The organism is Aquamicrobium sp. LC103 (genome assembly GCF_001014615.2).
Taxonomy (GTDB): Bacteria; Pseudomonadota; Alphaproteobacteria; order Rhizobiales; family Rhizobiaceae; genus LBCQ02.
Window position 1 is genome coordinate 55,747 of record NZ_LBCQ02000018.1, and the last position, 15,730, is coordinate 71,476.

The window sequence follows — 15,730 nt, forward strand, 5'->3', positions numbered from 1 at the left end:
AAACAGGATCACGGCAATCATTGAAGATTGCACGCGACCGATTCCGGAAACTGGCATTCTTCGCCCAGTTCGGTGAACGAAATCTGATCGATCTCGAAGACGACGCGCCGGCCTGGATCGGTGAACGCGCCCATCCAGTCGTTGAGCGTATCGGTGCCCCAGAAGCTGAAGAAGATCTTCTGGGGATGGCTGGGCAGTGTCGGGCCGCTGGCCGTATGGACGAGCTGGCCGTTGACGTACCAGCGTATCTGCTCCGGCTCCCAGACGATCGCATAATCGTTGAATTTCCCGTCCGTGCCGCCGGCCACGTCTATCTTGCTTCCGTGATGCGGCTTGCCGTCGACATAGGTGTTGACCTCGATCTTCGAAGTATCCTTGGTCAGCGCCTCGAAGTCGATCTCGTCATGCGGCTGGCCGCTCTGCGGTCCGATATAGGTGAAGAACGCCGCATTGAGGCCGGAGCCGGTGTCGGTCTTGAAGCGCGCTTCGTAGATGCCGTAGCCGAACCGCTGCGTCGTCTGGATTTCCGAGCAGGAATACTCGCGGTCCTTGTAGGGGCGCTTTTCGAAGCTGAGCGTCAGCTTGTTATCAGCCACCTTCACCTGGTTCGACGACCAGGTGCAGTTCTGATGGTTGCCGTTGGACCATCCGTCGGAGACGTACCAGCGCGAGCGCTCGAAGGTCGAAAAATCGTCGACGAAGGATTTGGACCCTTCCTCGGCCAGGGCGACGCCCGGCCCGGCAAGCCAACCTGCGCCGATCAGAAGGAGCGCCTTGAACGCGTTTTTGGCGGCAAACTGGTTTTTCTCCGTCCCGTGTCGAGCCTGCATCGTCATTTCACTCCGTTGCCTGTTTCAGTTCGATCTTCCACTGAGGGCATGCGGATTTCACTGCCCCGGAAGTGCTTGCCCGTTCATCAGCGAGCGGGTGACCTTCAGCACGTCGCCGGGCAGCACCGGCGTGTTCTCGGATGCGTCGATCTCCTGCGACTTGCCGTCGACCTGGCGCACGATTGCGAAGGAGAGCGCGATCTCCTCGTCGCCGAGCGCCGTCGATCCGGAGAGGCTCAGTGCTTCCGAGATAAGACCCCGCTGCGTGCCGAGCTTCAGCACCGTCTGGTTGAGTTCGGCTTCGACCTGCTGGCGCTCGATCGCGAGGTCCGAGCTCATATTGTTGCTGATCTCGATCGCTTCCTGCGAAGCCTTGCTGATGTCCTGCTTGGCGCGCAGGATCGCGGTTTCATGGTCGAGCAGCTTGCCTTCCATATCGGCGATCGAGCGCTCGGTGCTGAGCACCCTCGTGTTGACCACGAGCCCCCTGTCGGCGAGCGAGCCGAGGCCGGAGAGTTCCTCCTTGGCAAGCTCCATCTGCCGCTTCTGCGTCTTCACCTTCTGCTCGAGCGAGGAGATCTCGCTCTGCAGGAGCTGCTTGAGGTCTTCCAGCGCCTCGAGGCGCAGGCTCAGCGTTCTCTGCCGGGCCGTCATGATCGCCTGCTCGTCGGCCATGACAGCCGCAAGCTCGGGGTTTGATTCATAGCCCTTCGGAGGCTCGAATTCCTTCTTGCCGCCGATCTCGGCCTCGATTCGCGCGCGCTTCACCAGAAGCCGCAGGCGCGTGTCGGCGAGCACGTCGTAGCCGCCCTTGGCGTTCAGCAGGTCGCGTTCGAGCCGCGTGCTCTCGCCATCGCGTCGGCTGCCGCCGGCAACGCTGATCGCCTTCAGCACCGTCAGATTGGGCGCGTAGGGATATTGTCCCGGCGCACGCACGTCGCCCGATATGTAGAAGGGGCGATACTCGGCCAGTTCCACCGAGGCCTCGGGCCGGTCCGAAAGGCCGAGCTTCTCCTGCAGGGATTTGGCGATCAGCTCCGCGACTTCCGCCGTCGTCTGCCCCCTCGCCGGCAGTTCGCCCACCAGCGGAAGGGACAGGGTTCCGGCGGGACTGACGGTGTATTCGCCCGTCACGGCCGACCAGTCGCGGAACGTGCCTTCGACGGTCTGCCACTCCACCACGCGGATCATGAGCTTGTCCTGCGTGTCGAGGTGATATTCCTGAAGCTGCGCATGGGCCGGCCTGACGAACGTCGCCGCGAGGAGGGCGGCGAAAGCGAACAACCCCACCCGGCCCCTATACATATCGAATGCCGCAAACCTTCCGAGATTTTGCATCGCATTCACTCTCTTTCTGAACCCTGACGGCACTCGTAAAAAAACAACTGGCCATGCCGGCGGCCCGGCACGGCGATCGGCGCGATCGGCGTCAGTAGCTGCCACGCGACATGCAGACGGCGGGCACGGTCTTGACGATGATCACGATGTCCCGGGCAAGCGACCAGTTCTCCACGTAATGCCTGTCGAATTCGACACGGGCATCGTAGGAGACGTCGTTGCGTCCGCTGATCTGCCAAAGTCCGGTAAGGCCGGGACGCGTCTTCAGATAATGGACCGCGGCATTGCCGTAATTCTCGAGCTCTTCGTGGACGACGGGCCGAGGGCCGACGATGCTCATCTCGCCCCGCAGGATGTTTATGATCTGCGGCAACTCGTCGAGGCTCAGCTTGCGCAGAACCACGCCGACGCGGGTCACCCGCGGATCGGTCTTGAGCTTGCGCGTCGCTTCCCATTCGGCGCGAGCCTCGGGATTATCCCTGAGGTAAGTCGCGAGGGCCTGCTCGCCGTTCACGACCATTGTGCGAAACTTCAGGCAATGGAAGACGCGGCCTCCCCTGCCGACGCGGCGATGCCCATAGAAGATCGGGCCGCCGTCCGACAGCTTCACCAGCACCGCAAGCAGCACGAAGAGCGGGCTGACGAGGATGAGGCCGAAGGTTGCGCCTATTATGTCCAATCCGCGTTTTGCGACTCCGCCGAGCGCCGGCGGCAGTTCTCTCTCGGTGGGCTGGAAGCCGACATTGATCGACTTGGCGATTCCCTTCATGCGAAACTCCAAGCGTTGGCGAAAGCGCATAGACCATAACAAAAAAATGGTGCGCCGCAACATAGTATTTACTCGATGGGCAGAACCTACAGCCAGCTAATTGTGTGTATTAGATGGCACTAATTGCACACGATTTGGGCTAATGACCGCGATTCAGTCATAAACGGTAAGATATCGTGATTTCAGAGCTATCAGAAATTACTCATATTGAAATACGGTGAAACAAAATGTGTGACCCATTCTTATATCGACTAATCACAACGTGCTAATCTATTCGTGTTTCGCTAAAGTAACGGAAAATTGTATTTCTTTTCTGACGGCTAAGTTGAACCTCATGCCGCACGGGCGCTCACACTTTGCGGCGCAGCATCCAGCGCTCCTATTGCTGTTAAAGCCGTTCCCTTGCCCTACCCGGTTTGCTTAATGTATTGTCGCTATGTGGGTGGCCTGCTGGCTTTCCGCGGCTGAAAAACTCGGGAAACGCAATCAAAGATCGGCTACGTCTTGGCGTAGACAAGGGAGGCAGATGATTATGTACCATCGTCCGGACGGGGCTCACGAAGACTAGCGGCCTGTCGCATGTCCTTGCCCAAATTCGTCATCGGGATGGTTTTCGTGATCCTCGTGGTCGCGGGGTGGTCCTATGCCGATTCCGCTTCCATCGGGACGATCGCGCTGCGCATCGTCATCTGCGCGGCTCTGCTGCAGATCGCCTATTTTCTGGTGGTGCTCGCGATGGTTGCGCTGACGCCGAAGCCGACGCAGGCCCAGAAAGAAGACCCCGCGAAGGTGCAAGAACCTTCGGCAAGGGTCGGCGCGGGCGAAAAACTCACCACCCGCCACACCACTTCCTGAAAACATTTCTCCTTCGCTCCCGATGAACCCATCGCGGCGTTGATGCCGTCGCCCGCGATTGCCTCGCCGGCCCGACGGTGGCAGACTTTTTGCGCCGCACTATAAATGATGCGGCAATCGTGCCCCGGCGGGGCGCGGCAAAACTGGATTTCTCTGCATTTTACCGGAAAAGGCGGCACCCATCATGGTAGACATTCTGGTCGTGGGCGGCGGCGGCTATATCGGCTCGCACACCTGTCTCGAGCTCGCATCGCGGGGTCACAGGCCCATCGTCTACGACAATTTTTCTAACGGCCACCGGGAATTCGTGAAATGGGGACCGGTCGAGGAAGGCGACATACGCGACCGCTCCCGGCTGGACGAGGTCTTTCGCAAATATGCTCCGGCCGCGGTGATTCATTTCGCCGCCCTCATCGAGGTGGGCGAATCCGTCAGGAATCCGATCGGCTTCTTCGAGAACAATGTCTCCGGCTCGCTGAACCTCTTTGCGGCAGCCGCGGCTGCCGGCTGCAAGCGTGTCGTCTTCTCCTCCACCTGCGCCACCTATGGCGAACCCGTGCAAAATCCGATGCGCGAGGACCATCCGCAGCATCCCATCAATCCCTATGGGCGCAGCAAGCTGATCGTCGAGCAGATCTTGTGCGACCTCGATATCTACGAGAATTTCCGTTCGGTGGCGTTGCGCTATTTCAATGCCGCCGGCGCCGATCCCGAAGGGCGTATCGGCGAATGGCACGACCCCGAAACGCATGCCGTCCCGCTCGCCATCGACGCGGCGCTCGGCCGCCGCGACGGGTTCAGCATATTCGGCAACGACTACGATACGCGTGACGGCACCTGCGTGCGCGACTTCATCCACGTCATGGATCTCGCGGACGCCCATGTCCGGGCGGTGGAGCACCTTCTCGACGGCGGCGCGAGCACGGCACTCAACCTCGGCACCGGCGTCGGCACGACCGTGAAGGAACTTCTCTCGACGGTCCAGCGCGTTTCCGGCAAGGATTTTCCGATAGCGGTCGCGGAACGACGGCGCGGCGACGCGCCGATGCTGGTGGCGGACTACTCCCAGGCCCGCGAGGTGCTCGGATGGAGCCCGCAGCGCGATCTGGACACGATCGTGCGAAGCGCATGGGAGTGGCATTCGCGCGCGAATGTGCATTAGACTTCGCGCGACCGCATCGGAGAGGAGTTCGCCCGTGGCCCTTGGCTTTGGTTTCAAGACCCGCAATCCCGCCCGCGACCGGGAAACGGACATGGCCCGGCTTCAGCGTCTCGCCGCCGCGATCCAGGCGATCTCCGACGAGGTCGCGGCTGAAAAAACGGGCCTCGAAAAACGCTACAAGGCGGTCGCCGCCGACGCCGTCTTCCTCGACGAGGCGGTCGGCAATGACGAGGTCGGACAAGCCAATTCGGCGAAGGTCGACGGCATGGCGGCAACGCTGATCAACTATGAACGCCGCGTCGCCGAGCTGTCGCGCCAGCTCGGTTCGCTGGAAGAGCTCCAGCAATACGCACGGAAATTTATCGTGACTTAGACGCGGCCCGGTATCAAGATTTGGTCGCCGATTGGTCCCAAAGCAGCCCAACTTTCCGCTACCTTGGCGCACCCAGTAGCGTCGCTTTGCAGGCAAAACAATTGTCGCAAGGCTTGTCGCATCGTGATCGTCAGGCACCGAGATCCGGTTGACAATTGCTACGCTGCACAAAAGTATATTGCAACGCACAATGAATTGGGTCAGTTTGTGCGAGGGGGTGCAACAATGGTCAGTCAGGTGACATGCTGCACATTCTCTACATCGTTCACGATGTTTCCGATCCGGCGGTTCGCCGGCGGGTCAAGATGCTCAGGACGGGTGGCGCGGAAATCGTGCTTGCCGGTTTTCGCAGGACGCAGGAGCCTGTCGCCGATATCGAGGGCATTCGCCCGATCGATCTCGGCGCCACGCAGGACGGACGGTTCGCGCAGCGGCTGCTTGCGGTTGCCGGCGCAGCGCTGTCGATCAGGTCTAAATTCGGAAAACTCGCCGAGCCCGACCTTGTCATCGCGCGCAATCTCGAAATGCTCGCGCTCGCCCGACGGGCCAAGGCGGCTTTCGGCTGGCGCGAAACGCCGCTCGTCTACGAATGCCTCGACATCCACCGGCTCGTCCTTCGCCCGGACGTCGTGGGCCGGGCCATGCGCGGCGCCGAGCGGCTTCTCGCCCGTGACGCACGCCTGTTGATGACCAGTTCGCCGGCCTTCGTGGCGAATTATTTCCAGCGTTACGGGCAGGTTTCCGCTCCGATCGAGCTCGTGGAGAACAAGCATCTCGAACTGTCGGAAACAGCACCGCCGCGAAGCGCGGCAAACACGCCGCCGCCGTGGCGCATCGGCTGGTTCGGCGCCTTGCGTTGCAGGAAGTCGCTCGAGCTTCTCGCCCGTTTCACGCGGGCGGAGAAAGGCCGCTACGAGGTCATCCTTCGCGGCAGGCCGGCGCTTTCCGAGTTCCCGGATTTTCACGGTTTCGTCGAGGCGGAGCCCTATCTCACCTTTGCCGGCCCTTACCGGAATCCGGAGGACATCGCGGAAATCTATGGCGGCGTGCATTTCTCCTGGGCGATCGATTTCTTCGAGGAAGGGCAGAATTCCGAGTGGTTGCTGCCCAACCGGCTCTACGAGGGCTGCAGGTTCGGCGCGATTCCGATCACGATGAGCGGGACTGAAACCGCTCGCCATGTCGGCGAACGCGGAATCGGCGTCGAGCTGCCGGAGGCGACGCCCGCGGCGATTTCGGCGGCGCTGAGCGCGATCGACGTCGAAAGCCACGGCGCGATGAGGACCCGCGTGCTCGCCGCCGGGCCGGGCGCATGGTCCTATGACGCTGCCGATTGCAGGGCTCTCGTCGCTCGCCTGAGCACCCTTGGGAAAACCCCCAGGCCATATCCCGCGGGGGCGGGAATCATAACGGATTCACCATGATGAAAGAGGGGCGCAGCATGTCCGAAAACGAGAAGCTGCCATCCGTTCTGATCATTATCCCCTGCCTCGACGAAGTCCACCACATTGGGGGACTGCTGGGGAGACTGCGCGACGCAACGGCTCGTCTCGATGCGAAGATCGTTGTCGCCGACGGCGGCAGCACCGACGGAACCGTGGCGATCGTGGAAAAGATTGCGTCGGAGGACGCCCGCGTCGCGTTCCTCCACAATCCGCGCCGCCTTCAAAGCGCGGCCATCAATCTTGCCGTCGAGCGTTTCGGCGACGGTTGCGAATATCTCCTGCGCATCGACGCGCATGGCCGCTACCCCGACGAATATTGCGAGCGCCTGCTTCGCGACGCACTGCGAACGGACGCGGATTCCGTCGTCGTCCCGATGAAGACGGAAGGGCATGACCTCGTTCAGCAGGCGACGGCGGCGGCGCAGAACTCGCGTCTGGGCACCGGCGGCTCGGCGCACAGGCATGCGTCCACAGGCGCGTGGGTCGATCACGGCCATCACGCGCTGATGCGAATCGAGGCCTTCAGGGCTGTCGGCGGATATGACGAGACCTTCAGCCATAATGAGGATGCGGAGCTGGACCACAGGCTGCGCGCGGCCGGCTACCGGATCTGGCTCAGCGGCACCACGCAGATGACCTACTATCCGCGCAACACGCTGAGCGGCCTCTTCCGGCAATATCTCGGCTACGGGCGCGGACGCGCGCGCAACATGTTGAAGCATCGCAGCATGCCGAGGATTCGTCAGGCCCTGCCCCTGCTGGTCTTCCCCGTGTCGCTGTTTTCCGCCTTCTGGTTCGTGCACTGGGTTGCGGCCGTTCCGCTCGCGGTGTGGGTGTTTGCCTGCCTCGGCTATGCATCGGCCATGGCGCTGCGGCGAAGCAATCCAAAGCTGGTACTGGCAGGTGTTTCGGCAATGGTCATGCACCTTGCCTGGTCGCTGGGCTTCTGGATGCAGCTAATGACGATATCTCCTCGACGGCAGGCCGCCTGATGACGACGCCCCGCGTGGACATATGCATCTGCACCTTCAGGCGCCCGGAGCTCGCGGCCGCCCTCAGGTCGGTCGCGGCGATGAATTTTCCAGCCGGCTACGAGTTCGCGATCATCGTCGCCGACAATGACGAGCATCCTTCCGCGCAGGAACTGGTCAAGAAGATCGCCGCCGAGATATCCCTGCCCGTCACCTACCGTCATTGTCCCGCCCGCAACATCTCGCTGGCGCGCAACGGCTGTCTCGATGCCTCCTCGGCCGATTACGTCGCTTTCCTGGACGATGACGAAACGGCGACGCCGCACTGGATCGCCGAGCTTCTGGAGACGATACGGACAACCGACGCCGACGTGGTGCTGGGACCGGTCCGCGCCGTCTATGGTCCCCAGGCGCCGGCCTGGATGAGGGACGGCGATTTCCACTCCACCCTGCCCGTCTGGGTGAAGGGTGAAATCCGCACCGGCTATACCTGCAACGTGCTCATGCGCATGTCGGCGCCGGGTATAGCGGGTCGTCGGTTCAGTCTCGAGCGCGGACAGTCCGGCGGCGAGGACACGGAGTTCTTCGATCTCGTCCACCGCGCCGGCGGCACCATCGCCTTCGCGCCTCGAGCCTGGGTCGAAGAGATCGTGCCGCCGTCACGCTCCAGCTTCGAATGGCTGGCGCAGCGACGTTTCCGAATCGGGCAGACGCACGGCCATCTGCTCAAGGCCAAAAGCTCGGCGCTGCGTGTGCCCGGCCACTTCGCGGCCGCTTCGGCGAAGGCGGTCTACTGCCTGGCGGGCGCGATGCTGACGGCGGTGTCGCCGGTCCGCCGCAACCGAAACATCCTTCGCGGAGTTATGCATCTCGGCGTCGTCGGCGGCCTCGCGGGATTGCGCGAATTGCGGCTCTACGGTCTGCCCAAACAGGACGGGAGGACGCGGCATGCAGCATGACGACCGCCCGCGCCATCATTCACTTCCATTCAACAACAATCGAGAGGACGTTTCATGAAGAAGGTCAGAAAAGCGGTCATTCCGGTTGCAGGTCTCGGCACGCGCTTCCTTCCCGCCACCAAGTCGGTGCCGAAGGAGATGCTGCCCGTGGTCGACCGGCCGGTCGTCCAATATGCCGTCGACGAAGCTTTCGAGGCCGGCATCGAGCACATCGTTTTCGTGACCGGGCGCAACAAGCAGGCGATCGAGGATTACTTCGACGTCGTGCCCGAGCTGATGGGCACGCTGCAGCAGGGCGGCAAGACCGAGCAATATGGCTCGCTCGAACGTCTCCTGCCGCAAGCCGGCAGCACGACCTTCACCCGTCAGCAGGCGCCGCTCGGCCTCGGGCACGCCGTCTGGTGCGCGCGCGACGTGATCGGCGACGAACCCTTCGCCCTGCTCCTGCCCGACATGGTTTCCTTCGGCAAACGCGGCTGCCTCGCCGAGATCATGGACGTCTATTCGGTGAGCGGGGGCAACGTCATCGCCGTCGAGCAGTGCGATCCTTCGGAAACCCACAAATACGGCATCGTCGGTCGCGGCGGACCTATGGGCAGCGGCTTCGAGGTCACCGAGATGGTGGAAAAGCCCGCGCCCGGCAAGGCGCCGTCGAATTTCTACATCAACGGACGTTACGTTCTCCAGCCCGAGATATTCGATCTTCTCGAAAACCAGGAGCGCGGCGCCGGCGGCGAGATCCAGCTCACCGACGCGATGGTGCGGCTCGCCGACAGCCAGAAATTCTATGCCAAGCCCTTCGACGGACGCATGTTCGATTGCGGTTCCAAGGAAGGCTTCATCGAGGCGAACGTGGCCTTTGCACTGTCGCGCAGCGATATCGGCGGCACCGTCCTGGAGCTGGTGGGCGATCTCATCCGCGCCCACGGCCGCCGCGACGCGGCCTGATCGGGCCGCTCGAATACCCTTAACCGGAAAATCGGCGCCCCTTCGACGAGGGGGCGCGATCCTGAAGAGTTGGAACGCAGATGACCTATGCCAGCTTCCCGTTCGACGGCAAAATGCCGGCACAGCCCCCGGGGGAGCGCAATGACGATCTGATCGACATCGAGCGCCTGCTGCGCATGGCGTTGCGGCAGGCGAAGGTCGTCATCGTCTGCGCGGTCATCGGGCTCCTGCTGGGCGTGGTCTACCTGCAGACGACGCCGCCGAAATACACGGCGGTCGCACGCGTGCTGATCGACGAAGGTCTGAGCCGGATCACCGAGGACGCGGAAACCACGCCGCTCAACATGCAGAGCGACGGGGCGGTGCTCAGCCAGATCGAGATCCTCACTTCCTCCCGGCTGGCCGGAAACGTGGTCGACCATCTGCGCCTGACGGAGAACGAGAACTTCATGAACCCGCCCTCCTCCCTCTTCGGGCGGATCGTGGGCGGCCTGAGGGGTCTCGTTGGATACCTGCGCTCGCAACCGGAGGCGAACGACGGGGATTACGACGCCGAGACCCTCGCGGCGATGAAGGCGGCCGCGACCCGGCAATATGCGATCGAGCTCCTGCAGAAGAATGTCGTGGCGAATCGCGTCGGCCGCACCTTCGTGGTGGCGGTCGCCTATCAATCGCACGACCCGCAACTCGCGGCCGAAATCACCAACGCCTATGCCGACGCCTATCTGTCGCATCAGCTGGACGCCAGCTACGAAGCCTCCGAGCGGGCGACCGTATGGCTTCGCGACCGGCTGGACGAATTGCGCGCCGGCTCCCAGAACGCCGCCCTCGAGGTTGAAAAATACCGCGCGGAGCACGGTCTGTCTGCGTCGCAGGGCCAGCTCCTGACCGAGCAGCAGCTCACCGAACTCACCGGCCAGTTGATCGAGGCGCAGGCCGACACGGCGAAGACGCAGGCCCGGTACCAGCAATACAAGGCGATCGTCGATGCCGGTTCGGCGGAAGCCGTCGGCAATGTCGCGATCACGTCGGACCAGCCTCCGACGTCGACCATCGCGACGCTCAAGGAGCGCTATCTCAACGTCACCCGGCGTGAACAGGAAATCACCAGGAATTATGGAGAGGATCACCAGCAGGCCGTTGCGTTGCGGCGCGAGCAGGCGGAGCTGACGCGATCCATATATGCGCAGCTGCAGCAGCTCACCGAAAGCTACCGCAACGATTTCGAGGTTGCGCAGGCTCGCGAAACCGCTTTGCGCCGCACGCTGTCCGACGCGCGCGGCGAGAGCGCGGAGGCGAACCAGTCGCGTGTCGTGCTGCGCGAACTGGAGCAGCAGGCGTCCGCGCTCAGTGCGCTCTACCAGACCTTCCTCTCGCGCTACGAGGAGACTCAGCAGAAGCAGTCCTTCCCGATTGCCAAGGTCCGGGTGATCTCCGAAGCCACGACGCCCAAGGCCGCGACGAGCCCGCGGACTTCGATGGTGCTCGGCATCGCCCTCATTCTCGGCGGCATGCTCGGCGGCGCCCTCGGAGCGCTCAACGAATTCAACGAACGCTTCTTCCGCACCGGCGAGGACGTGCGCGACCAGCTCGGCATGAAGTTCCTCGGCTATCTGCCCCTGATCGGAAGGGCGGAGGTGAAAGGCAAGACGCCGGCAGCGCCCGGTGCATCGCCGGACAGCAAGAAGGCCGAGCGGGCGACCGCGCTGATGGAACGCAGGGCGCGTATGCGTGTCACCGTGGACGCGCCCGCCTCGATGTTCGCGGAGAGCCTGCGCAACGCGAAGATCGCCGGCGACGTGGTGCTTCAGAATTCACGCAGCAAGGTGATCGGCGTGGTGTCGGTGTTGCCCGGCGAGGGCAAGTCGACGGTCGCCTCCAATCTGGCCGAGCTGCTGGCACTGAACAATTCGCGGACGCTGCTCATCGACGCCGATCTGCGCAATCCCGGCCTGACGCGCGGCCTCGGCATAAGATCCGAGGCGGGCCTGATGGAAGCGGTGGTGAACCTGCAGAATTGGCGCTCGCTCCTCAAGCACGACCGGCAGACCAATCTCGCCATCCTGCCGGCGGTGGTGCGCGGCCAGTTCTCGCATACGAGCGAGCTGCTTTCCTCGCCGGGCATGCACCAGTTGATCGAGCAGGCAAGGGAAAGCTTCGAGCACATCATCGTCGACCTGCCGCCGCTCGGCCCCGTGGTCGACGCCAAGGCGTTCGAACCCTGCGCGGACGGCTTCGTGGTGGTGGTGGAATGGGGCCGCACGCCGCGTGCCGTGGTGCGCTCGACGCTCGCATCCGAGCCGCGCATCGCCAACAAGGTGCTCGGCGTGGTCCTCAACAAGGTGAAGCTCGCCTCCCTGCCCAGATATGGATCCTTCGGCAGCTCCGAACAGTTCCTGCGCAGATATTCGAGCTACTACCTCGACAACACCGAAACCCGGGAGAAGGAGCCCTCCTGAGGGTCAGCCTGTGAGCCGTCACGTGTCACGAAAAGATCAGCCGTCCGCGGGAGCCGTATATGCGCAGGGCGGTCAGCCGCCCGCTCTCGAAAGCGCCCGTGTCGATGCCGAAGCGGCGGCCGAGCGGCCGCGGGTCGCGTACGCGCGTATGCCCGTGAACGATCCATTTGTCCGACGAGAGCCGGGCATTCAGGAATTCGCTTCTGATCGTGACGAGATCGTCGTCGCTTTGGGCATCGAGAGAAATACCGGGACGAATGCCGGCATGCACGAAGACGAACCGCTGCGACTTCACCATAACGGGAAGCGAGCGCAGGAAACCGGCATGCGCGGCCGGGATGTTGGCGCGGATGTGGCTGTCGATCTCGCTGCTCTTGCGGAAGACCCTCGCCAGATGATCCGGGTCGATACCATAGGAAAAGAGCGTCGGCAGGCCGCCCATCGAAAGCCAGATATCGAGGCCCAGACGGCCTTCCAGATAGTCCAGCATCGCGATGTCGTGATTGCCGGCCAGGCATATGCGGCCGAAACCTTCCGGCGCGACATGAAGCAGATGCGAGATCACGCGGGCGGATTCGGGCCCGCGATCGACATAGTCGCCGAGCAGGATCATCAGCTTGCGACCGGTGAAGCTCCTCGCATCGGCCACGATCTTTTCCTCGAGGGAAAGGAGCTCGGCAAGACATCCGTGAACGTCGCCGATTGCATAGACAAGCGTGTCGTCGAGATCGAGCGTGATCCGTTCGCGGGTCTGGCGGGCGAAAGGGTTGAGTTTCCGCAAGAACACGTTGCGCTGCCTGTCTCCGTCTGTGTGGCGATTCCGTTCAGGGCCGCCGTTTCTTACCCGGCTTATACGCCAAGCGCGCGACAAGGAAGGGTGCGACGCAACATCGCGTCACCGCAAGCGCGACACGTCCGTGGCCCGCAACCGCCGGTCAGGTGGGATCATGGCTGAGCTGATGCGGATCAACGGCAAGGGGCGGCAGATGGCGGGGCCCAGGATCTCCGTCGTGATGGCGAACTACAACGGGGCGCGCCACATTGCGCGCGCGCTGGATTCCGTGCTTGCCCAGACCGTCGCCGATCTGGAGATCATAATCTCCGACGATGCCTCGTCCGACGAAAGCCTCACGATCGTTACGGACTATGTGCGGCGGGACCCGCGCGTTCGCCTCATCGCCGACGGCACCAATGGCGGCCCGGCGAGGGCGCGCAACCGGGCGTTCGACGCGGCACGCGGGCAATGGATCGCCATCGTCGATTCCGACGACATCCTGCATCCGGAGCGCTTCGAGCGGCTTCTGGCGGCCGCCCGGCACTACGATGCCGACGCGGTCGCCGATGACCTCCTGCACTTTGCCGACGACGGCGCGATGCCCTCCTCCTTGCTTCTCCATGGCGAGGCTTTCGCCGCCCCCTTCAGGTTGACCGCGGACCTCTTCGTGCGCGGCGACATCAAGGGCAGCCGCATTCCGAATTTCGGCTATCTCAAACCGATGATTCGCGCCGAGGCCTTGCGCGGTCTCCGCTACGACGAGGGGCTTCGCATCGGCGAGGATTACGACCTCGTTCTGCGGCTCCTGCTCGGTGGACTGAAATTACAGGTCGTTCCGGAGCCCACCTATCTCTATCGACGGCACAGCCAGTCGATCTCGCACCGCCTTTCGATCGATACCGTTGCCGGCATGATCGACAGCCAGAAGCGGCTTCAGGCGACGCAAGACGACCTCGCGCCGGCCGTCAGGGACGCGCTCGCCGCGCGGCTGGCCGGGCTCGAGCGTGCGCTTGCCTTCGAAAAGCTCGTCGCAAGCGTCAAGGCGCGACAGGCGGCACGGACGGCGGGCCTTCTCCTGCGCGATCCCCGGCTTCTCTTCCCGTTGTGGCAGTCCGTGCGATCGCGGCTTTCGCGCAAGGTCGCCTCGCGACCTCCGTCACCCTTGGACGGGCCGGCAGCCACCGGCCAGCTCACGGTCGTCCTAACCGATGCCGACCCCGCCTCGCCTCGCCTGGATGAGATGACGGCGTTTGCGCAAAGCCACGGTTCCGCGGAAATCCAGGTCGAGCACGTCCCTCCCTACAGCCCGCCCGGCGGCACCAATTGGAACGGCGGCGACGAGGCGCGCGCGTCCCGCTGCCGGCTTGCGACACTTGCCCGGCGGCGCGAATTGACGCTCGTCCGCGACGGCAAGGCGGGAGACTATGCAGCCGGGTTCCTCCCCTTAGACGGAACGCCGGGGACATTGTCCGAATCGGAGGCAGCGATATCTTCGCGCGATGCCGCTCTTGCCGAAGACGAGGTGGCCCGATGAATGCGCCGGCGCAACTTCCGCTTGGGGAAAGGCGGCGCGGCATCTGGATCAACGTCGCCGCGGTGCTGACCTTCTGCGCGCTCACCGTGCTGATCCTCAACCCGATCTTCCGCTCGCTCGCCGCCCTCGCCTTCCTGGCCTTCGGCAGCCTGCTGATCGTCTCCAAGCCGAGGGCGAGCCTCGACGTCATCCTGCGCTACTGGTACCTGATGATCCTGCCGGCCTATTGCCTAGTCTCCGTCCTGTGGTCGCAATTCCCGTCGATCACGCTTCGCCATGGGCTGCAGCTTGCCATCACCTTCGTGATCGCCATCGTGATCGCCAACCGCGTCTCGCCGGCCTCTCTTTTCCGCTATCTCTTCGGCATATACGGCATCGGCGTGATCGGCAGTCTGATGTTCGGCCATGTGCGCGACGATATCGGAGCCTGGGTCGGAATCTTCGGCAGCAAGAACGCCTTCGCGGCCGTGGTCTCCGCTTTCATCCTGACATCGCTTGCCGTGCTCATCGACAAAACCGCTCCGCGTCTGATGCGGCTCGCCGCGGTGCCGGGGCTGATCGTTTCCGGGCCGCTGCTCCTCCTGGCCCAATCGACCGGGGCGATCATCGTCATGATCCCCGCCGTGGCGATGGCACTCCTGATCCATTTCAGCCGGCGTTTCTCGAAGGTGCAGAGGATTTGCCTCGGCACGCTGATCGGGCTCGGCGGCACGATCGGCATCATCCTGCTTTCGACCTACGGAGACGCGCTCTTCGCCGGCCTGCTCGACTATTCCGGCAAGGACACGACGCTGACCGGCCGGACCGATCTGTGGGATTTCGGCAAATACATTATCGGCCAGCATCCGGTCCTCGGTGTCGGCTACCAGGCCTTCTGGGTCCAGGGATACAATCCGGCCGAGGGGCTCTGGGCGGATTTCGGAATCCAGGAACGTCGTGGCTTCAATTTCCACAACACCTACATAAACAACGCCGTCGAGATCGGCGTGCTGGGGCTCGGCTTGCAAATCGCCATGCTTTACGGCGCCTTCATCGGCAGCATTTTCTGGGCGTTCCGCAACCCTTCGCCCACCAGCGCCTTCTATTGCTCGTTCCTGACGATGGTGATCGGCGGAAGCTTCGTCGAGGTCGCCGTCTTCTTCCAGTTCAGCGTGACCTCGGTCCTGGTGATATGCGCGCTCGTCTATACGCTTCAGGCGAACGCGGCGTGGAAGGCCTGGGCCGCCTCGCTTGCCGCGCAGCGGGCAATGTGGCCTCCGGCCGCCATGCATCCCGCCCCGCACCACCGATTCTGATCCGACAGCCGTTATGG

Annotated in this window: 14 protein-coding genes; 10 read left to right on the forward strand and 4 right to left on the reverse strand. The window is 63.2% G+C overall.

From position 1 onward, the window contains the following. Nucleotides 1-17: 17 nt before the first annotated feature. From XW59_RS27725 to XW59_RS27735, 3 genes are all read right to left on the reverse strand, one after another. The gene (locus XW59_RS27725; protein ID WP_047148925.1) at nt 18-830 is read right to left on the reverse strand and encodes a family 16 glycosylhydrolase; all 813 of its coding nucleotides are present in this window, start codon (nt 828-830) and stop codon (nt 18-20) included. A gap of 57 nt (nt 831-887) precedes the next feature. Beyond that, nucleotides 888-2,135, reverse strand: coding sequence for a polysaccharide biosynthesis/export family protein (locus tag XW59_RS27730; RefSeq protein WP_047148869.1), 1,248 nt, complete (start codon nt 2,133-2,135; stop codon nt 888-890). A 124-nt stretch (nt 2,136-2,259) separates the two neighbouring features. Then, the gene (locus XW59_RS27735) at nt 2,260-2,937 is read right to left on the reverse strand and encodes a sugar transferase (RefSeq protein ID WP_047148868.1); all 678 of its coding nucleotides are present in this window, start codon (nt 2,935-2,937) and stop codon (nt 2,260-2,262) included. 615 nt (nt 2,938-3,552) lie between these two features. On the opposite strand from XW59_RS27735, the gene XW59_RS27740 reads away from it, so the two are divergent. From XW59_RS27740 to XW59_RS27775, 8 genes are all read left to right on the forward strand, one after another. Continuing rightward, nucleotides 3,553-3,792 (forward strand): exopolysaccharide production repressor exox, encoded by a 240-nt coding sequence (locus XW59_RS27740; protein ID WP_136068533.1) that lies wholly within the window; start codon nt 3,553-3,555, stop codon nt 3,790-3,792. A gap of 184 nt (nt 3,793-3,976) precedes the next feature. Further along, nucleotides 3,977-4,954 carry a UDP-glucose 4-epimerase GalE gene (gene galE, locus XW59_RS27745; protein ID WP_047148866.1) on the forward strand — a complete coding sequence of 326 codons (978 nt, stop codon included), beginning with the start codon at nt 3,977-3,979 and terminating at the stop codon, nt 4,952-4,954. A 34-nt stretch (nt 4,955-4,988) separates the two neighbouring features. Then, complete coding sequence (locus XW59_RS27750) at nt 4,989-5,327, forward strand: hypothetical protein (protein ID WP_047148865.1); 339 nt, start codon at nt 4,989-4,991, stop codon at nt 5,325-5,327. 242 nt (nt 5,328-5,569) lie between these two features. Further along, complete coding sequence (locus XW59_RS27755) at nt 5,570-6,751, forward strand: glycosyltransferase (RefSeq protein ID WP_047148864.1); 1,182 nt, start codon at nt 5,570-5,572, stop codon at nt 6,749-6,751. A 17-nt stretch (nt 6,752-6,768) separates the two neighbouring features. Further along, nucleotides 6,769-7,764 (forward strand): glycosyltransferase family 2 protein, encoded by a 996-nt coding sequence (locus XW59_RS27760; protein WP_136068531.1) that lies wholly within the window; start codon nt 6,769-6,771, stop codon nt 7,762-7,764. Further along, nucleotides 7,764-8,702 (forward strand): glycosyltransferase family 2 protein, encoded by a 939-nt coding sequence (locus tag XW59_RS27765; RefSeq protein ID WP_047148863.1) that lies wholly within the window; start codon nt 7,764-7,766, stop codon nt 8,700-8,702. The genes XW59_RS27760 and XW59_RS27765 overlap by 1 nt, the downstream gene beginning before the upstream one ends. Before the next feature lie 54 nt (nt 8,703-8,756). Then, nucleotides 8,757-9,650, forward strand: a complete 894-nt coding sequence (gene galU / locus XW59_RS27770) for a UTP--glucose-1-phosphate uridylyltransferase GalU (RefSeq protein ID WP_047148862.1) — start codon at nt 8,757-8,759, stop codon at nt 9,648-9,650. A gap of 80 nt (nt 9,651-9,730) precedes the next feature. Then, nucleotides 9,731-12,109, forward strand: coding sequence for a polysaccharide biosynthesis tyrosine autokinase (locus XW59_RS27775; RefSeq protein ID WP_047148861.1), 2,379 nt, complete (start codon nt 9,731-9,733; stop codon nt 12,107-12,109). A gap of 25 nt (nt 12,110-12,134) precedes the next feature. Here XW59_RS27775 and XW59_RS27780 read toward each other — a convergent pair whose 3' ends face one another. Next, nucleotides 12,135-12,896, reverse strand: coding sequence for a metallophosphoesterase family protein (locus XW59_RS27780; RefSeq protein ID WP_047148860.1), 762 nt, complete (start codon nt 12,894-12,896; stop codon nt 12,135-12,137). Between the two features lie 160 nt (nt 12,897-13,056). Here XW59_RS27780 and XW59_RS27785 point away from each other — a divergent pair, with 160 nt between their 5' ends. Both XW59_RS27785 and XW59_RS27790 read left to right on the forward strand, forming a co-directional pair. After that, nucleotides 13,057-14,418 (forward strand): glycosyltransferase family 2 protein, encoded by a 1,362-nt coding sequence (locus XW59_RS27785; protein WP_052958557.1) that lies wholly within the window; start codon nt 13,057-13,059, stop codon nt 14,416-14,418. After that, on the forward strand, nt 14,415-15,713 hold the full coding sequence (locus XW59_RS27790; RefSeq protein WP_052958556.1) for an O-antigen ligase family protein: 1,299 nt from the start codon (nt 14,415-14,417) through the stop codon (nt 15,711-15,713). The genes XW59_RS27785 and XW59_RS27790 overlap by 4 nt, the downstream gene beginning before the upstream one ends. Nucleotides 15,714-15,730 lie beyond the last annotated feature (17 nt).